Below are 19,088 nucleotides of genomic sequence, written 5' to 3'. Positions count from 1 at the left end.
TGCGCATTATAGCCAATCTGGGCTCTATGTCATAAAGTTGAGGGCTTATTTTCATTTGAGGGGACGGTGCCGTGGCGACGTTATCCAGGCTTTTCATTCATCCGGTCAAATCCATGCGCGGTATTGGGCTCACGCATGCCTTCGCAGACGTCAGCGGTTTTGCCTACGATCGCATTTTCATGGTCACCGAACCGGATGGCACGTTCATTACCGCCCGCCAGTTCCCGCAAATGGTTCGTTTCACTCCGGCCCCGGTTCAGGATGGTCTGCATCTCACCGCGCCGGACGGTTCCAGTAGTATCGTTCGCTTCAGCGATTTTGCGCCAGCGGATGCGCCTACCGAAGTGTGGGGCAACCACTTTACCGCGCGTATCGCCCCGGAGGCGATTAACCGCTGGCTGAGCGAGTTCTTTTCCCGCCCGGTACAGCTTCGCTGGGTCGGGCCTGAACTGACGCGACGCGTGAAAAATTTCGCCGGGGTGCCGCTGTCGTTTGCCGACGGCTTCCCGTTCCTGCTCACCAACGACGCCTCGCTGCGCGATCTGCAAAAGCGCTGCCCGGCAAGCGTGCAGATGGAGCAGTTCCGCCCGAATATGGTGGTCACAGGCGCAACGGCCTGGGAAGAAGACACCTGGAAAGTGATTCGCATCGGCGACGTTATCTTTGACGTGGTGAAACCCTGTAGCCGCTGCATCTTTACCACCGTCAGCCCGGAAAAGGGGCAGAAGCACCCCGCCGGCGAGCCGTTGAAAACGCTGCAATCCTTCCGCACCGCGCAGGATAATGGCGATGTTGATTTCGGCCAGAACCTGATTCCGCGCTCCAGCGGCGTGATCCGCGTGGGCGACGAGGTGGAGATCCTCTCGACCGGGCCAGGGCGGATCTACGGCGCAGGTGCGGAAGAAGAGACTCCAGAGGTGGAGATCCAGCCTGCCACGGCGGTGACCATTCAGTGGCAGGGTCAGACGATTCGCGGTAACAATCAGCAGGTGTTACTGGAGCAGCTTGAACAGGCCGGGATTCGCGTGCCCTATTCCTGTCGTGCGGGGATCTGCGGATGCTGTCGCATCACGCTGGTCGAAGGCGAAGTGAGCGCGTTGAAGAAATCGGCCATCGGCGGTGACGGCACTATTCTGTGCTGCAGCTGCGTACCGAAAACCTCGGTACAGCTGGAAGCCTAAACGGCCTGCTCGAGACTGAAGCTGACCGGCTGGGGTTTGAGTCGGTCATTCATCACTTTGATCGGGTCGCCCAGCTGCATGGTGCGCCCGGCAATAGTCACCGCCGGCTGCGCCAGTAAACAGAGCGCGGCGTTATCGCCCGGCTCCACCACCAGCAAATTCACCAGCTCGGCATTTTCGCTCAGGCTGACGCATGCGGCATCGCCGGTGACCGGCGACCAGCGCTCACCGTGAGCAAGAAAGTGCCAGCTTTTCGGCATCTGAGGTTTAAGGAAGCGGATCGCCACCAGCGCATTGAGCACCAGTTCGGCGCGTTGTTCTTTCGACAGGTCCAGATCGCGGCACTTCTCTTCAAAGGAGAAATAGAGCGCGGCATCGTCGACGCAAAAACCGGTATCGGCAAAGGCGTCCGGGGTTAACATCCGGCGGGCAAAACGCGAACGAAACAACATACCATTGGCCAGATCGAGCATCATGCGATCGTGCTCGTCACAGAAATACCAGCGCCAGTTATCGTCAGGTTTAATTCGCATCTGTCTCTCCCGTTCCCGAAACGTCCTGTCGTAAGAAAGTCCTTATTTGCCGCTTCGCTTTTTTAACTTCAATAATCAAAGACTACAATGTCTAATAAAGCAACAGTCCGGGAATATAAAACAACCAGAGCTGGAAATAAAGCCCTGGTTGTAAGTCATTCTAAAAGATTAGATATGATTAACGATTTCTTTAATCAGCGGCGGGCCTTTGAAAATAAAGCCTGAATATATCTGCACCAGCGAAGCGCCAGCCGCCATTTTCTCGCGCGCGGCCATGACCGAATCAATACCGCCCACCCCGATAATCGGTAGGCGACCCTTTAATTCCTGCGACAGACGGCGAATAATTTCAGTGCTTTTTAACTGCACCGGACGCCCGCTCAGGCCACCCATTTCGTCGCAATATTTCATCCCCTGAACCAGCGAGCGATCGAGGGTGGTATTGGTGGCGATAACACCATCAATATTATGGCGAACTAAACTGTCGGCGACCTGTACCAGCTCTTCTTCAGTCAGATCCGGGGCGATTTTAACGGCCACCGGGACATATTTATGGTGCGTCGCCTGGAGTTCATTTTGCTTATTTTTAATGGCGAGTAATAAATCGTCGAGGGCTTCACCATATTGCAGCGTACGCAGGCCCGGGGTGTTCGGTGAAGAGATATTCACCGCAATATACCCGGCATAGGCGTAGACTTTTTCCATACAAATCAGGTAGTCATCTTTGCCCTGCTCGACCGGCGTGTCTTTATTTTTGCCGATATTAATGCCCAGAACGCCATCGAAATGGGCTTTCTTTACGTTCTCGACCAGATGATCGACGCCGAGGTTATTAAAGCCCATGCGGTTGATTAGCCCTTCGGCCTCTACCAGTCGGAACAGGCGCGGCTTGTCGTTACCCGGCTGCGGGCGCGGCGTGACGGTGCCAATCTCGATGGAGCCAAAGCCCATCGCACCCAGTGCATCAATGCACTCACCATTTTTATCCAGTCCTGCCGCCAGACCCAGCGGGTTTTTAAAGGTTAATCCCATGCAGGTGACCGGCTTCTCCATCACTCGCTGGCGCACCAGCGCTTCAAGCGGGGTTCCCGTAATACGGCGTAATTGCTGGAATGTAAATTCATGAGCGCGCTCAGGGTCGAGCTGGAAAAGGGCTTTACGAACGAAGGGGTAGTACATGAACTCTCCTGGATTCCCGGTGTGCAAACCGGGGCCGAATTATCAGCGATCGCAGCGGGAAAGGGAATTGACCTGCGGCAAAAAAAACCTCACCAGACGCAATCGTTTACTTTTCACCCCTCCTTTATTCATTTTTTGGCATTTATCTTGCGGATAAATCATTTAGTGGAATAAGTCAGCGATGCCACACTGCCAACAAATGTTATCAATGTTAGATAAAAGCAAATAATTGGTTATAAGGAGCATCTATGCGCGTCATTACGTTGGCCGGCAGTCCGCGATTCCCTTCCCGCTCCAGCGCGCTGCTGGAGTATGCCCGGGAGCAACTGACTTCTCTGGATGTGGAAGTGTTCCACTGGAATCTGCATAACTTCGCCCCGGAAGATCTTCTCTATGCCCGCTTCGATAGCCCGGCGCTGAAGACCCTGAACGAGCAGCTTAAGGATGCCGACGGGCTGATCGTCGCCACCCCGGTGTATAAAGCCTCATTTTCCGGCGCCCTGAAAACCCTGCTCGATCTGCTGCCGGAGCGCGCGCTGGAGGGCAAAATTGTGCTGCCGCTGGCGACCGGCGGCACCGTCGCTCATCTGCTGGCGGTGGATTATGCCCTGAAGCCGGTGCTCAGCGCCCTGAAGGCCCAGGAGATCCTGCACGGCGTGTTTGCCGATGACTCGCAGGTGATCGACTACCAGCACAAGCCGCACTTTACCCCGAACCTGCAAACCCGCCTCGACAGCGCGCTGGAGACTTTCTGGCAGGCGCTGCATCGCCGTGACGTTCAGGTTCCCGCCTTCGGTCTTCAGAAAGGAGTCGCCCATGTTTAAAACCCTTGCACGCCTGAGCCTGGCGGGTCTGGTGGCCCTCTCCGGCCTGGCCCACGCCGCCGATCCCGCCCCCGAGAGCCTGCGTATAGGCTACCAGAAAGGCAGCGTCAGCATGGTGCTGGCGAAAAGCCATCAGCTGCTGGAAAAACGCTACCCGGACACCAAATTCTCCTGGGTGGAGTTCCCGGCAGGGCCGCAGATGCTGGAGGCGTTGAACGTCGGCAGTATCGACCTCGGCAGCACCGGCGATATCCCGCCGATTTTTGCTCAGGCCGCCGGCGCGGACCTGGTCTACGTTGGCGTGGAGCCACCAAAACCGAAAGCCGAAGTGATCCTGGTGCCTGAAGACAGCCCGATTAAAACCGTGGCGGATCTTAAAGGCCATAAAGTGGCTTTCCAGAAAGGTTCCAGCTCGCACAATCTTTTATTGCGCGCCCTGCAGCAGGCGGGTCTGACCTTTAAAGATATTCAGCCGGTTTATCTGTCCCCGGCAGATGCCCGTGCCGCCTTCCAGCAAAACAACGTCGATGCCTGGGCTATCTGGGATCCCTACTACTCCGCGGCCCTGCTGCAGGGTGGCGTGAAGGTGCTGAAAGACGGCGAAACCCTGAAACAGACCGGCTCCTTCTACCTTGCCGCTCGCCCTTATGCGGAGAAAAACGGTGAATTTGTTCAGGGCGTACTGAATACCTTTAGCGAAGCGGATGCCCTCACCCGGAGCCAGCGTCAGGCCAGTATTGCCCTGCTGGCAAAAACGATGGGCCTCCCGGAGCCGGTCATTGCCACCTACCTTGACCACCGCCCGCCAACCGTTATCAAACCGGTAGATGCCAGTACCGCCGTGTTGCAGCAGCAAACCGCTGACCTCTTCTATGACAATCGCCTGGTGCCGAAAAAAATCGATATTCGCGACCGTATCTGGCAACCCACAGCGCAAAAAGGAGCTAAATCATGAGTCTGAATCTGTTCTGGTTTTTACCTACCCACGGTGATGGTCATTATCTGGGTACCGACGAGGGCGCACGCCCGGTGGATCATGCTTATCTCCAGCAGATCGCCCAGGCCGCAGATCGGATTGGCTTTACCGGGGTGCTGATCCCGACCGGACGCTCCTGTGAGGATGCATGGCTGGTGGCAGCGTCGATGATCCCGGTGACCCAGCGCCTGAAGTTCCTGGTGGCCCTGCGCCCTAGCGTGACCTCTCCGACGGTAGCCGCCCGCCAGGCCGCCACCCTCGACCGCCTGTCGAACGGACGCGCGCTGTTTAACCTGGTGACCGGCAGCGATCCGCAGGAGCTGGCGGGAGACGGCGTCTTCCTGGATCACACCGAGCGTTACGAAGCCTCCGCTGAGTTCACCCACGTCTGGCGTCGTCTGCTGGAGGGGGAAAATGTGACCTTCGAGGGCAAACATATTCATGTTCGTGATGCCAAACTCTTCTTCCCGCCGATCCAGCAGCCGCGTCCACCGCTCTATTTTGGCGGTTCATCGGACGTCGCTCAGGATCTGGCCGCCGAGCAGGTGGATCTCTATCTCACCTGGGGCGAGCCGCCGGAGCTGGTCAAAGAGAAGATCGAACAGGTGCGCGCCAAAGCCGCGGCTCACGGTCGTAAGGTGCGCTTCGGGATCCGCCTGCATGTGATTGTGCGCGAAACCACTGAAGAGGCGTGGCAGGCCGCCGACCGTCTGATCGCCCATCTCGACGATGCCACCATTGAGAAAGCCCAGGCCGCCTTTGCCCGCACCGATTCCGTCGGGCAGCACCGGATGGCCTCCCTGCACAACGGCAAGCGAGAAAATCTGGAGATCAGCCCGAACCTGTGGGCGGGCGTGGGGCTGGTGCGCGGCGGCGCGGGTACGGCGTTAGTGGGGGATGGCCCGACCGTGGCGGCGCGAATTAATGAATACGCCGACCTCGGTATCGACAGCTTTATTCTGTCCGGTTATCCGCATCTGGAAGAGGCGTACAAGGTAGGCGAACTGCTGTTCCCGCATCTGGATGTCGCCATTCCGCAGATCCCGCAGCCGCAGCCCCTGTCGCAGCAGGGTGAGGCGGTCGCCAACGAATTTATCCCGCGTAAAGTCGCCCAGAGCTAAGGAGAACGCATGGCTAACCCTTCCCGAAAATGGCTGCTGCGCATTGCACCCTGGCTGCTCCCTGTGGGTATTGTCCTGATCTGGCAGCTGGCATCCTCCGTGGGTTGGCTGTCGAGCCGCATTCTGCCCTCCCCGGAGGGCGTGGTGGAGGCCTTCTGGTCCCTGAGCGCCAGCGGTGAGCTGTGGCAGCATCTGGCGATCAGCTCCTGGCGCGCGGTGATTGGTTTCTCCATCGGCGGGTCGATTGGCCTGACGCTGGGACTGATCAGCGGTCTGTCCCGCTGGGGCGAGCGTCTGCTGGACACCTCCATCCAGATGCTGCGCAACGTGCCGCACCTGGCGCTGATCCCACTGGTGATCCTGTGGTTTGGTATCGACGAGACGGCGAAGATTTTTCTCGTCGCCCTCGGTACCCTGTTCCCGATCTACATCAACACCTGGCACGGCATTCGTAATATCGACCGCGGGCTGGTGGAGATGGCGCGCAGCTACGGTTTGTCCGGCTTCGCCCTGTTCATCCATGTGATCCTGCCGGGCGCCCTGCCCTCGATCATGGTCGGCGTGCGCTTCGCCCTCGGCCTGATGTGGCTGACGCTGATCGTAGCGGAGACCATCTCCGCTAATTCCGGTATCGGCTACCTGGCGATGAACGCCCGAGAATTCCTGCAGACCGACGTGGTAGTGGTGGCCATTGTTCTTTACGCCCTGCTCGGCAAACTGGCGGATGTCAGCGCCCAGTGGCTTGAACGCCGCTGGCTGCGCTGGAACCCGGCCTACGTAATTAAGGAGGCACACGCATGAATACGGCTCGCTTAAATCAGGGGACGCCGCTGCTGCTTAACGGCGTGACCAAACGCTACGGCGAAAACACCATTCTCAACGGCCTGGACCTGCACATTCCCGCCGGACAATTTGTGGCGGTGGTGGGCCGCAGCGGTGGCGGTAAAAGTACCCTGCTGCGCCTGCTGGCCGGGCTTGAAGCGCCAAACGGCGGTGAACTGCTGGCCGGCAATACCCCGCTGGCGCAGATCCAGGAAGACACCCGAATGATGTTTCAGGACGCGCGTCTGCTGCCGTGGAAAACGGTAATTGATAACGTCGGGCTGGGGCTAAAAGGCAACTGGAAAGCGCAGGCGCTACAAGCCCTGGCCGCCGTCGGGCTGGACAATCGCGCGGGTGAGTGGCCTGCCGCCCTCTCCGGCGGACAAAAACAGCGCGTGGCGCTGGCGAGGGCGCTGATCCATCGCCCCGGGCTGCTGCTGCTGGATGAACCGCTGGGGGCGCTGGATGCGCTGACGCGGATCGAGATGCAGGATCTGATCGTTTCGCTATGGCAGGAGCACGGCTTTACGGTGCTGCTGGTGACGCATGACGTGAGCGAAGCCGTCGCGATGGCCGATCGGGTATTGCTGATTGAGGATGGCAAGATAGGGCTGGATCTGACGGTGGACCTTCCACGCCCTCGCCGGGTGGGTTCAGTGCGGCTGGCGGAGCTGGAAGCGGAGGTGCTGGATCGGGTGATGAAGCGTGGCGCAAATGAGGTGTCTGTCAGAAAGCACGGATAAAAATGCCGGGTGGCGGCTTCGCCTTACCCGGCCTACAAAACATAACCATAGGCCCGGTAAGCGTAGCGCCACCGGGCATCAGGCCGCACAGCATTGCCGGGTGGCGGGCTTCGCCTTACCCGGCCTACAAAACCGGCCCCAACTTTCTATCAGGCCAGCGCCTTACTGATCTTCTCGTACAGATCCCCGGACAGGTTTTCCAGCCCTTTCAGCTGCTCCAGCGCCGCACGCATCTTCGCCTGACGCTCTGCATCATAGCGTTTCAGACGGATCAGCGGCTCAATCAGACGCGACGCCACCTGCGGGTTACGGCTGTTAAGCTCCGTCAGCATCTCCACCATAAACTGGTAGCCGCTGCCATCTTCCGCATGGAAGGCGGCCGGGTTGCTGCTGGCGAAGGCGCCAATCAGGGAACGGACGCGGTTCGGGTTGCTCAGGGTGAATGAGCGGTGCTGAAGCAGGCTGCGCACCTTGTTCACCACGTCAGCGGCCGGGCTGGTGGACTGCAGAATGAACCACTTGTCCATCACCAGACCATCCTGATGCCATTTGTCGTCATACTCCTGCATCAGGGCATCACGGCACGGCAGTTCCGCGGCAACGCTTGCGGCCAGCGCGGCAAGAGCGTCGGTCATGTTGTCGGCAGTATGATACTGCTGGCTGACCAGTTCGTTAGCGAGCGCTGTTTCGCCAAACGCCAGATAGCGCAGGCAGGTGTTACGCAGCGCGCGCTTGCCGATATCGGCATGCTCAACGCGGTACGCATCCAGCTTGTGATGGTTGTAGATGGCGAGGAACTCATCCGCCAGCTCGGTCGCCAGGGTACGGGTCAGGGCTTCGCGCACGGCCACAATCGCAATCGGGTCAATAATCTCGAACAGCTCGGCGATTTCAGTCGCGGACGGCAGGGTCAGAATTTCAGCCGCCAGCGCCGGATCAATCTTCTCGTCCAGCAGAATGGCGCGGAAGGCATCCGCAACATGGACCGGCAGAGACAGCGGCTGGCCCTGTTGATGACGATTGACGTTCAGCTTGATGTAGGTTGCCAGCAGGCTCTGCGCGGCATCCCAGCGGGAGAAGTCGTTGCGCGCGTGACGCATCAGGAAGGTCAGCTGCTGATCGCTCCACTTGTACTCCAGCTTAACCGGCGCGGAGAATTCGCACAGCAGCGCAGGCACAGGCTGGAAGTAGACGTTATCAAAGACGAAGGTCTGTTCGGCCTGGGTCACGTTCAGCACGTTATGCACCGGATGACCGCCCTTTTGCAGCGGGATCGCTTTGCCTTCGTTATCGTACAGCTCGATGGCAAACGGAATATGCAGCGGGTGCTTCTCTTCCTGCTCGGCCGTCGGCGGCGTGCGCTGGCTGATGGTCAGGGTGTACTGCTCGGTTTCCGGGTTGTAGTCGTCTTTGACGGTCACAATCGGCGTACCGGCCTGGCTGTACCAGCGGCGGAAGTGAGACAGATCGATATTAGAGGCATCTTCCATCGCCTGCACGAAGTCGTCGCAGGTGGCGGCGCTGCCGTCATGGCGCTCGAAGTAGAGCTGCATCCCTTTCTGGAAATTCACTTCGCCCAGCAGAGTGTGGATCATGCGGATGATTTCGGAACCCTTCTCATACACCGTCAGGGTGTAGAAGTTGTTCATCTCGATCACTTTGTCCGGGCGGATCGGGTGCGCCATCGGGCTGGCGTCTTCGGCAAACTGCAGGCCGCGCATGGTGCGCACGTTGTTGATGCGGTTAACCGCGCGTGAGCCGAGGTCAGAGCTGAACTCCTGATCGCGGAAGACGGTTAAACCCTCTTTCAGGCTCAGCTGGAACCAGTCGCGGCAGGTGACGCGGTTACCGGTCCAGTTATGGAAATATTCGTGGCCGATGACGCGCTCGATATCGAGGTAGTCTTTATCGGTGGCGGTATCGGTCCGCGCCAGCACGTACTTAGAGTTAAAGACGTTGAGGCCTTTGTTCTCCATCGCGCCCATATTAAAGAAGTCGACGGCGACGATCATATAGATGTCGAGGTCATACTCGAGGCCGAATCGCTCTTCGTCCCACTTCATGGAGTTGATAAGCGAGGTCATCGCCCACGGAGCGCGATCGAGGTTGCCGCGGTCGACAAACAGCTCCAGCGCCACTTCACGGCCAGAACGGGTGGTGAAGGTGTCGCGCAGAACGTCAAAATCGCCCGCCACCAGCGCAAACAGGTAGCACGGTTTTGGGAACGGATCCTGCCACTGCACCCAGTGACGGCCATTTTCCAGCTCGCCTTCACCGACGCGGTTGCCGTTGGAGAGCAGGAACGGATAGGTAGCTTTATCAGCAATGATTTTGGTGGTGAAGCGGGCCAGCACATCCGGGCGATCGAGATACCAGGTAATGTGGCGGAAGCCTTCGGCCTCACACTGGGTACAGAGGGCGACACCCGACTGGTATAACCCCTCCAGCGCGGTGTTGGACGCCGGGCTGATTTCGTTGACGATGCGTAAGGTAAAACGCTCCGGCAGGTTGTCGAGCACCAGCTGGTTGTTTTCTTCTTTATAGTCGGTCCATGCGGTGTCGTTGACGTGCACCGACACCAGGGTCAGATCTTCGCCATCAAGACGCAGCGGCACCGCCGTGGCGTTATGGCGGGTCACCTGGCTTACCGCCGTGACAACGGTTTTTGTGGCATCCAGGTCAAAAGTCAGATCGATATCGCTAATCAGGTAATCCGGCGCACGGTAGTCGTGGCGGTATTTGGCTTGAGGCTGTTGTGTCATAGAAAACCTTTTGCATCGTTTGTCGAATAACGAGTCAGTCTATTCCTGTTGTGTAAATCGCGCTATGCAGAATGTTCATCTTTTCAGTTACAAACACGCTATTTGCTACATTTGTATAACACGCGGCACGAAATGCACTCGACCCTGAACCAGGCTTATGGTGTGATCGGGGTTCAATAAATCGCTAAACAGGGTATACTCCAGCGGTTTCAATAGTTGTTTATTGTACTAAACGCTCCCGTGAGAGGATGCTATTGCGCGCCTATGACTCGATTCGCTTCACCTGTTCTGCATACGCTGCTGGATACCGACGCGTATAAACTGCATATGCAGCAAGCCGTTTTTCACCACTACCACGACGTACAGGTCGCGGCGGAGTTCCGCTGCCGTGGTGATGATTTGCTTGGGATCTATGCTGATGCCATTCGTGAGCAAGTCGACGCTATGCAGCATCTTCGTCTGCAAGATGATGAATTCCAGTGGCTTTCCGGCCTGCCTTTCTTTAAAGAAGACTATCTGCAGTGGCTGCGGAATTTCCGCTATGACCCAACCCAGGTACAGATCAGCAATGATAACGGCAAGCTGCATATTCGCCTTGAAGGCCCGTGGCGGGAAGTGATCATGTGGGAAGTGCCGCTGCTGGCGGTGATCAGCGAGCTGGTGCACCGCTTCCGCTCCCCGGAGGCCGGCTTTGAGCAGGCGCTGGCCAACCTGGAACACAAGCTGGTTGATTTTGCCAGGCTTACCGAATCGTTGGATATGTCGCGTTTCCGGCTGATGGATTTTGGCACCCGCCGCCGTTTCTCCCGCGAGGTGCAGCAGGCCATCGTTGAGCGGTTGCAGCAGGAGCCGTGGTTTGTCGGCACCAGCAATTACGATCTGGCCCGCCGTCTCAACCTGACGCCAATGGGCACCCAGGCGCATGAGTGGTTCCAGGCGCATCAGCAGATCAGCCCGGAACTGGCGACCAGCCAGCGTGCGGCGCTGGCGGCCTGGCTTGAGGAATACCCGAACCAGCTCGGCATCGCCTTAACCGACTGTATTACCATGGACGCGTTCCTGCGCGATTTCGGCCCGGAGTTCGCCACCGCCTATCAGGGGCTGCGCCACGACTCCGGCGATCCGCAGGAGTGGGGTGAGAAAGCCATTGCCCATTATCAGAAGCTGGGCATCGACCCGATGAGCAAAGTGCTGGTCTTCTCCGATAACCTCGACCTGCCAAAAGCGGTAGGCTTGTACCGCCACTTCTCCTCACGCATAAATCTGGGCTTTGGCATCGGCACCCGTTTGACCTGCGATATTCCTCAGGTAAAACCGCTGAATATCGTCATTAAACTGGTGGAATGTAACGGCAAGCCGGTAGCAAAACTCTCCGACAGCCCGGGTAAAACCATCTGCCATGACAAAGCCTTCGTGCGGGCGCTGCGCAAAGCGTTCGACCTGCCGCAAATTAAAATAGCCAGTTGATTTTCGCTAAAAAGGGCCCCTGCTGGGGCCCTTTTGTATTTCCTTGTTCTACAGCGGCAGACGGGTTCTGACGATCTCCGCAAAATACTCCGCGCCGGTCAGTAAAATCTCATCGTTGAAGTCATAGCAGGCATTGTGTAGCGGCGTATTGCCCTGCGGGTCCGACGCATCGCCATTGCCTAAAAAGACAAAGCAGCCGGGCACCTGCTGCAGGAAAGCGCCGAAATCTTCGGAGATCATCATCGGCGCGACGTTGCCCTCCACCCGCTCCGCGCCCACCACGTTTACCGCCGCGTTCACGGCCACATCCACACACTGCTGCCAGTTCACGGTCGGTGCGAACTCATGGGTGTAAATAAATTCGCACTGCGCCCCGTGCATGGCGCAAATCGCTTCGCTGATGGTGCGCATCCGTTCCTCGAGCAGGGCCTGCACCTCCGGGGAATCGCTGCGGGTATCGCCTTTGATTTCGACATGGGTCGGAATGGCATTACGGATGCCATCGGTGTGCAGCTCCGTACAGGAGATCACTGCCGGGACGTTGGGATCGACGTTGCGCGAGACGATGGTTTGCAGGGCCAGAATAATCTCCGCCGCAATCACCAGCGGATCTTTGGCCATGTGCGGTCGCGCGGCATGCGCCCCCTGGCCGGTAATACGAATAATAAAGTTATCTTCGCTGGCCATAATGCCGCCAACCCGGGTGGCTATCGTTCCGGCCTTCATGCCCGGCATATTATGCAGGCCATAAATCTCTTCAATGCCAAAGCGCTCGATAACCCCGTCCGCCATCATCGCCTTCGCACCGTAACCCGGCTCCTCGGCTGGCTGGAAGACAAAGCAGACGGTGCCGTTGAAATTCTGCCGCTGTAACAGCAGCTGCGCCGCCCCCAGCGCAATACAGGTATGACCGTCGTGACCGCAGCCGTGCATGCGTTCCGGCGTGTCCGAGCGATAAGACATCTCGCCCTTTTCCGTCAGTTGAATGGCGTCGATGTCGGCGCGGATCGCGATGACGCCCTGACCTTCTCCGCATTTCAGGACCCCAACCAGACCGGTTTTGCCAATGTCACGATGCACCTCAATCCCCATGCTCTGGAGTTTTTCGGCAATAAACTGCGCGGTTTTTACCTCTTCAAAGGCGCTTTCCGGGTTGGCATGCAGATGGTGACGCCATGCGGTAAGCTGCTGTTTGAGCTGTTCCTGATTCATCATAATCTCCAGTTAAGGTTAAGCCGGGCGCTGGGCGCGCTGTAAAACCACCTGCAGCAGCACGTTGGCACCGGCAATCAGGTCTTTGGGATCGCTATGTTCGTTGACGTTATGACTGATGCCGTCGACGCAAGGGACGAAGATCATCCCGGCCGGACACACCGAGGCCATAAACTGCGCATCGTGGCCTGCGCCGCTCGGCAGCCGTCGTGCGCTCAGGCCCTGACGCTTCGCCTCGTCTTCCACGGCGTTGACGATATCATCGGCAAAAATAACCGGATTAAAACGCACCAGCGAACGGCTGGTAATTTTTACCCCTTCGTCCTGGGCCGTTGTGGCGATAAAGTCCGCCAGCTGCTGTTCGGCCAGTTTTAAGATCGCGTTATCGGTATTGCGTAGATCCACCGACATCACGACCTGGTTGGGAATGACGTTAATCAGATTGGGTTTGACGCTAATGTGCCCCACCGTGGCGACCTGATCGCCGCCGAGGTTCAGCGCCAGTTCACGGGTAAAGACGGCGATTTTTGCTGCCGCCAGACCGGCATCGTGACGCATAGACATCGGCGTGGTTCCGGCGTGATTGGAGACGCCCGTCAGGGTAAGTTCCTGCCATGAGATCCCCTGCACCCCGGTAACCACACCGATATCGGTTCCCTCTTTGTCGAGGATTGGCCCTTGCTCAATATGCAGTTCGACGTAGCTATCCACCGACATATCGCCAGGCCTGCGTTCGCCCCTGTAACCAATCGCCCGCAGCGCCTCGTCAAGGGTAATGCCCTCGCGATCTTTCGCCGCCAGCGCTGCCTCCAGCGGATACTCTCCGGCAAACACCACGCTGCCCATCATATCGGGCTGGAAGCGCACCCCCTCTTCATTAGTAAAGAAGGTGACCGCCAGCGGACGCCTGGCACGGAGCCCCGCCTCCTGCAGCGTGGCAATCACCTCAAGCCCGGCCATGACGCCATAGTTGCCGTCATACAGGCCACCGGTGCCGACGGTATCAATATGCGAACCCATCATGACCATGGGCAGCGCCTCTTCCCCGGCATACACGCCGGTAACGTTGCCGATCGCATCAACACTGATATCCAGCCCCAGGGCCTTCATTCTGGCGACAACAAAATCTCTGCCCGCTTTGTCCTCTGCTGTGGCCGCGAGGCGACAGACACCCCCACCCTCCAGCGCGCCGAACTCGCCGAGAGCGAACAGAGAATCGATAAGCCGCTGGCCGTTAATCTGTAGATAATGATGCATATAAATCTCGCTATTGATCGTGGTTACTGGAACATGCCGTAAAAAATGGCGGATACGGTAATCAGCCCAATCAGGGTGACAAAAACGTTGCTGGCTTTGCCGCGGTACGGCGCCAGCGCGGGTAATTTATGGATGGCGTACATGGGTAACAGCAGGAGGATCACCGCCCCGGTGGGGCCGCTGATGTATTCAATAATGCCGAGGATGCTGGGGTTTTTATAAGCGGCGAACCAGCAGGTCAGCACCATAAAAATCAGGATCGCGGCGTCAACCGAGCGGATGGCCGGTTTTTTACCCCGCGCGCCGGCGGCTTCAACGATCAGATCGCGCAGCGATTCATAGGCCCCGATATAGTGGCCGAGGAAGGATTTTGTAATGGCGACAAAGGCGATAATCGGTGACAGCCAGGCGATAACCGGCGTATCAAACTGGTTAGCGAGGTACGAGAGGATGGAGAGATTTTGCCTCTTTGCCTCCGCCAGCTGCTGCGGCGACAGGCTTAACACGCAGCTCAGCACGAAAAACAGTACCACCAGGGTCATCAACAGGATGCCGTAGCGCTGGATCTGCCCGCATTTACGCTCGGCCAGTGCCAGGCCGTAGCGCTGCTTCTGACGCACCACCATCGGGGAGATAATCGGATAGTGGTTAAAGGACATCACCAGCACCGGAAATGTCATCCACAGGGTCAATAACATGCCGTGCCCGTCACCCACCGTACTGACGTTCAGGGTATGCAGGATCGCTCCGTTCCAGTGTGGGATCAGAAACAGCGCCATAAAAATAAGCGAGAGAATAAAGGGGTAAACCAGCGCGCTCATCACCCGCATGATCAACCGCTGCCCCAGCCGGACGATAAACATCAGCCCGAGGATCAGTCCTATAGCCACCAGCGCCCGCGGCGGCTCCGCCATTCCCAGTTGATGCGTGATAAAACTCTGCGCGGTATTGGTTATCGCCACCGCATACATAATCAGAATGGTATAGACGGCGAAGAAATAGATAACGGTAAATACCTTCCCGGCCAGCGCGCCGAAATGCTCCCCTATCGCATCGGTAATGGTGCTTTCCGGGGTAGTCGACGAATAAATAAATCGCGCCAGCCCGCGGTGTGCCAGATACGTAATGGGAAAGGCGAGGACGAAAACGATCAGTAGCGGCCAGAAGCCGCCAATTCCGGCGTTTATCGGCAGAAACAGCACTCCGGCGCCAATTGCCGTTCCGAAAAGGCCAAGTACCCAGACGGTATCTTCGCTATGCCATTTTGCGGGATTACATCCTCTTTCTGTAACAGCATTTTCACTATTCATCGGTCATGTTCTCTCTGTGCATTACGCGATACCGCGTATGTTTTATTGTCAGAACGCGTGCCATACCGAGGGCCTGTAGGGTAGGTAAAATGGCCCTCTTGCTATTACCGGGAGCGATTAACCGTTACGGCCAAACCAGACGATCTCTTCATAGATGTCCGGGGAGGTGTCTCCTTCTGTGCTGATTAACAGGACGTGGGCATCGGCATTGAGGCGCAGGGATTCGGCCAGTTCGCGATGCTCCGGTTGGGTCATCAGGGCATGCAGCACCCCGGCACCGATAGCACCAGACTCCCCGGAAATAAAGGGCTCATCGGTACCGGGGCGCGGCGCGGCAAGCAGGCGCATGCCGTTGGCGGCAAGGCGATCGTCGGCAGAGATAAAACAGGTGGCGTGGTCGCGCAGCATCGGCCAGCTGGTAATATTCGGTTCCCCACAGGCCAGCCCGGCCATCAGGGTGGCCATATCACCCCCCACGCTATGCGGTTGTCCGTCATTGATGACCGCCGAGCGATACAGGCAGTTCGCCTGATGCGGTTCCACAATGACGATCGTCGGCGCCTGATGCTGCATCTTCTCGACAAAATAGCCCATGATGCTGCCCGCGAATGACCCCACGCCGGCCTGTAAAAAGAGGTGCGTCGGTAACGGCGTGCCGCTTTGCCGCAGCTGTTCCCAGGCTTCAACGGCAAGGGTCATATAGCCCTGCATAATCCAGGTGGGGATCTGCTCATAACCCTGCCAGGCCGTATCCTGCAGCAGCACCCAACCCTGCTCGCGGGCCGCTTTGTCGGCCAGCCGCACGGTATCGTCGTAGTTGAGATCGGTGATGGTGCATTCGGCGCCGTGCTGGCGAATATTCTGCGCCCGCACCGGCGAAGAACCTTTTGGCATATAAACCACCGCCCGCAGGCCGAGCTGCTCTGCCGCCCAGGCGACGCCGCGTCCATGATTACCATCGGTGGCGGTGACAAAGACAATATCCTTAATGCGGTCTTTTATTTCCGCTGAGTTAAGGTCGGCGAAACTCAGGGTATTAATGTCGCGTCCAAGCAGGTCGGCGAGATATTTCCCCATGGCATAAGACCCCCCAAGCCCTTTAAAGGCATTGAGGCCGAATCGCTGGGCTTCATCCTTAATATGTAACGACCCCAGCCCCAGACGCTGGCTTAAGTGGTCCAGCCGGCGCAGCGGCGTCACCTGATAAGCGGGAAATTTTTGATGAAAAGCAAGCACTTCGCCACCGATCTGCTCATTGAGCAAGCTGAGGCTCACCCCCTGGCCATAGGCTTTGCGTCGGGCGTTGAAATGAAAATTAATCCTGTCCGTCATAAGTGCACCTTTATTGTGTGAAATCGCGTGGGCTGGCTATTTGAAGCGACTTAACGCTTTCCCGGTGATAGTGATGGTACACTTCGCCCGATGCGCAAATGGCGCAAAATTGCCCACTGTTGCGCAATTTACGCCCTTATTTACCCCATCAATGCAACAAAATTGCATTAGTGAGGCCGATCACACTATTTAAAGGCTGCCAATACGATGAAACTGGATACCTGGGATAAAAAAATCCTCACGCTTTTACAGCAGACGAATCGCCTCTCGCAGCGGGAAATTGCCGATCGCGTTAGCCTGTCTGCCTCGGCGGTCAACAGGCGGATCGCCGCGCTGGAGGAGGCAGGCATTATCAAGGGCAGCGTCAGCGTGGTGGACGCCAGCAAGGTGGGCCGCCCGATCACCATCATGGCTCAGGTCACCATTGAGAACGAACGCCTGGATTTGCTGGAGGAAGATAAGCAGCGGTTCGTGACTTGTCCGCAGGTGCAGCAGGTGTATTACGTCACCGGAGATTTTGATTTTCTGCTGGTGATTAACGTGCGCGATATGGCGGAATACGAAGGGCTGACCCGCGAGCTGTTCTTCGCCTCGGGGAATATTAAGTCCTTCCGCACCATCGTTTCGATGCAAAATGCCAAGCAGGGGATGACGGTGGTGATTGAATAGTTTGCGTGAAAGGCAATGGCAGAGGGTAATGAATCTGTCTGCACCATTATTATTTCCGAAATCCGCTCTTTCATATGCGAATTCTACTTGTCTGATGGAAGATGACAGGTAACATAGATATCCCCCCATTGAAGGGGATACAGATTTTATTTTTGGACTACATAGAGAGACTATTATGAGCGTTGTGCCTGTAGCCGACGTACTCCAGGGCCGCGTTACCGTTGACAGCGAAGTCACCGTGCGCGGATGGGTGCGTACCCGCCGAGATTCAAAAGCTGGCTTTTCATTCCTCGCCGTTTATGACGGTTCCTGCTTTGATCCTGTACAGGCCGTTATTAATAATTCTCTGCCCAATTACAATCAGGAAGTGCTGCGTCTGACCACCGGCTGTTCCGTGGTCGTCACCGGCAAAATCGTGGCCTCTCAGGGCCAGGGTCAGAGCTATGAACTGCAGGCCACCTCGATTGAAGTGACCGGCTGGGTTGAAGATCCGGATACCTACCCGATGGCGGCAAAACGTCACAGCATCGAGTATCTGCGTGAAGTGGCTCACCTGCGCCCGCGTACCAACATGATTGGCGCCGTGGCCCGTGTCCGTCACACCCTTGCACAGGCGCTGCACCGTTTCTTTGACGAGCAGGGTTACTTCTGGGTCTCCACCCCGCTGATCACCGCCTCCGACACCGAAGGCGCTGGCGAGATGTTCCGCGTCTCCACGCTGGACATGGAAAACCTGCCGCGCACGCCGGAAGGCAAAGTGGACTATGACAAAGATTTCTTTGGTAAAGAGTCCTTCCTGACCGTATCTGGCCAGCTGAACGGCGAAACCTACGCCTGCGCACTGTCCAAAATTTACACCTTCGGCCCAACCTTCCGCGCTGAAAACTCCAACACCAGCCGCCACCTGGCGGAGTTCTGGATGCTGGAGCCAGAAGTGGCCTTTGCCAACCTCGACGACGTGGCTGGCCTGGCGGAAGCGATGCTGAAGTACGTCTTTAATGCCGTACTGACCGAGCGCGCAGATGACATGAAGTTCTTCGCCGAGCGCGTGGACAGCGATGCTATCTCCCGTCTGGAACGTTTCGTCTCTGCCGATTTTGCGCAGGTGGATTACACCGATGCGGTGACCATTCTCGAAAACTGCGGCCAGAAATTCGAGAATCCGGTGTACTGGGGTGTTGACCTCTCCTCCGAGCACGAACGCTATCTCGCCGAGAAACACTTCAAAGCCCCGGTGGTCGTGAAAAACTATCCGAAAGACATTAAGGCGTTCTATATGCGCCTTAACGAAGACGGTAAAACCGTTGCCGCGATGGACGTACTTGCCCCGGGCATCGGTGAAATCATCGGTGGTTCTCAGCGTGAAGAGCGTCTGGATGTGCTGGATGCGCGTATGGCTGAGATGGGCCTCAACAAAGAGGACTACTGGTGGTACCGCGATTTACGTCGTTACGGCACCGTTCCGCACTCCGGTTTCGGTCTCGGCTTCGAACGTCTGATCGCATACGTGACCGGCGTACAGAACGTGCGTGATGTGATCCCATTCCCGCGTACCCCGCGCAGCGCCACCTTCTGATTTATTAACATTCCATGGCCAGCTTATGCTGGCCATTATTTTATCCTGCACTGTCAACTTATGTCAGTCGAAAGTCATTATCCTTAAAGAGCAACCCCGCAAGATCCTCTCCACTGTTACGCTT

General features: G+C 57.4%; 16 protein-coding genes. 9 read left to right on the top strand and 7 right to left on the bottom strand.

Annotation, left to right across the window (positions count from 1 at the left end; genetic code table 11):
- The first annotated feature begins 71 nt into the window (after positions 1–71).
- Positions 72–1,181: a YcbX family protein gene (locus ACP4QI_RS07440; protein WP_156263355.1), complete on the top strand. Its 1,110-nt coding sequence runs from the start codon at positions 72–74 to the stop codon at positions 1,179–1,181.
- Here ACP4QI_RS07440 and zapC read toward each other — a convergent pair.
- Both zapC and pyrD read right to left on the bottom strand, forming a co-directional pair.
- Positions 1,178–1,714 (bottom strand): cell division protein ZapC, encoded by a 537-nt coding sequence (gene zapC / locus ACP4QI_RS07435; protein WP_142488946.1) that lies wholly within the window; start codon positions 1,712–1,714, stop codon positions 1,178–1,180. The genes ACP4QI_RS07440 and zapC overlap by 4 nt on opposite strands.
- Positions 1,715–1,882: 168 nt before the next feature.
- Complete coding sequence (pyrD, locus tag ACP4QI_RS07430; protein WP_156263354.1) at positions 1,883–2,893, bottom strand: quinone-dependent dihydroorotate dehydrogenase; 1,011 nt, start codon at positions 2,891–2,893, stop codon at positions 1,883–1,885.
- Positions 2,894–3,141: 248 nt separating this feature from the next.
- Between pyrD and ssuE the strand changes: the two genes are divergently transcribed.
- Genes ssuE through ssuB form a run of 5 tightly spaced genes read left to right on the top strand, consistent with a single transcriptional unit; the run spans position 3,142 to position 7,379 of the window.
- On the top strand, positions 3,142–3,717 hold the full coding sequence (ssuE, locus tag ACP4QI_RS07425) for an NADPH-dependent FMN reductase (protein ID WP_059308351.1): 576 nt from the start codon (positions 3,142–3,144) through the stop codon (positions 3,715–3,717).
- Positions 3,710–4,672, top strand: a complete 963-nt coding sequence (locus ACP4QI_RS07420; RefSeq protein WP_426494959.1) for a sulfonate ABC transporter substrate-binding protein — start codon at positions 3,710–3,712, stop codon at positions 4,670–4,672. Before ssuE ends, ACP4QI_RS07420 begins: the two co-directional genes overlap by 8 nt.
- Positions 4,669–5,814, top strand: coding sequence for an FMNH2-dependent alkanesulfonate monooxygenase (gene ssuD, locus ACP4QI_RS07415; RefSeq protein WP_142488943.1), 1,146 nt, complete (start codon positions 4,669–4,671; stop codon positions 5,812–5,814). Before ACP4QI_RS07420 ends, ssuD begins: the two co-directional genes overlap by 4 nt.
- Positions 5,815–5,823: 9 nt before the next feature.
- The gene (gene ssuC, locus ACP4QI_RS07410; protein WP_142488942.1) at positions 5,824–6,615 is read left to right on the top strand and encodes an aliphatic sulfonate ABC transporter permease SsuC; all 792 of its coding nucleotides are present in this window, start codon (positions 5,824–5,826) and stop codon (positions 6,613–6,615) included.
- Positions 6,612–7,379 (top strand): aliphatic sulfonates ABC transporter ATP-binding protein, encoded by a 768-nt coding sequence (gene ssuB / locus ACP4QI_RS07405; protein ID WP_285131213.1) that lies wholly within the window; start codon positions 6,612–6,614, stop codon positions 7,377–7,379. The genes ssuC and ssuB overlap by 4 nt, the downstream gene beginning before the upstream one ends.
- A gap of 149 nt (positions 7,380–7,528) precedes the next feature.
- On the opposite strand, the gene pepN is transcribed toward ssuB, so the two are convergent.
- Positions 7,529–10,141 (bottom strand): aminopeptidase N, encoded by a 2,613-nt coding sequence (gene pepN, locus ACP4QI_RS07400; protein ID WP_426494960.1) that lies wholly within the window; start codon positions 10,139–10,141, stop codon positions 7,529–7,531.
- 264 nt (positions 10,142–10,405) lie between these two features.
- Between pepN and pncB the strand changes: the two genes are divergently transcribed.
- The gene (gene pncB, locus ACP4QI_RS07395; RefSeq protein ID WP_285128182.1) at positions 10,406–11,608 is read left to right on the top strand and encodes a nicotinate phosphoribosyltransferase; all 1,203 of its coding nucleotides are present in this window, start codon (positions 10,406–10,408) and stop codon (positions 11,606–11,608) included.
- Between the two features lie 48 nt (positions 11,609–11,656).
- Here pncB and ACP4QI_RS07390 read toward each other — a convergent pair whose 3' ends face one another.
- The 4 genes from ACP4QI_RS07390 to dpaL all read right to left on the bottom strand — a co-directional run bounded on the left by ACP4QI_RS07390 (position 11,657) and on the right by dpaL (position 16,719).
- Positions 11,657–12,820 carry a M20 aminoacylase family protein gene (locus ACP4QI_RS07390; protein WP_142488938.1) on the bottom strand — a complete coding sequence of 388 codons (1,164 nt, stop codon included), beginning with the start codon at positions 12,818–12,820 and terminating at the stop codon, positions 11,657–11,659.
- 18 nt (positions 12,821–12,838) lie between these two features.
- On the bottom strand, positions 12,839–14,077 hold the full coding sequence (locus ACP4QI_RS07385; protein ID WP_426494961.1) for a Zn-dependent hydrolase: 1,239 nt from the start codon (positions 14,075–14,077) through the stop codon (positions 12,839–12,841).
- 23 nt (positions 14,078–14,100) lie between these two features.
- On the bottom strand, positions 14,101–15,387 hold the full coding sequence (locus ACP4QI_RS07380) for an aromatic amino acid transport family protein (protein ID WP_426494962.1): 1,287 nt from the start codon (positions 15,385–15,387) through the stop codon (positions 14,101–14,103).
- Positions 15,388–15,504: 117 nt separating this feature from the next.
- Positions 15,505–16,719 carry a diaminopropionate ammonia-lyase gene (gene dpaL / locus ACP4QI_RS07375; RefSeq protein WP_426494963.1) on the bottom strand — a complete coding sequence of 405 codons (1,215 nt, stop codon included), beginning with the start codon at positions 16,717–16,719 and terminating at the stop codon, positions 15,505–15,507.
- A 207-nt stretch (positions 16,720–16,926) separates the two neighbouring features.
- On the opposite strand from dpaL, the gene ACP4QI_RS07370 reads away from it, so the two are divergent.
- Positions 16,927–17,388, top strand: a complete 462-nt coding sequence (locus ACP4QI_RS07370) for an Lrp/AsnC family transcriptional regulator (RefSeq protein WP_426494964.1) — start codon at positions 16,927–16,929, stop codon at positions 17,386–17,388.
- Positions 17,389–17,563: 175 nt separating this feature from the next.
- A complete protein-coding gene (gene asnS, locus ACP4QI_RS07365) occupies positions 17,564–18,964 on the top strand; it encodes an asparagine--tRNA ligase (RefSeq protein ID WP_156263347.1) in 1,401 nt (466 codons plus the stop codon).
- The last annotated feature ends 124 nt before the right edge of the window (positions 18,965–19,088 follow it).

It is taken from the genome of Leclercia sp. TB492, assembly GCF_049974505.2.
GTDB lineage: Bacteria > Pseudomonadota > Gammaproteobacteria > Enterobacterales > Enterobacteriaceae > Enterobacter > Enterobacter adecarboxylatus_C.
The sequence above is the reverse complement of the archived record's forward strand: the minus strand, read 5'-3'. Positions and strand labels throughout refer to the sequence as shown.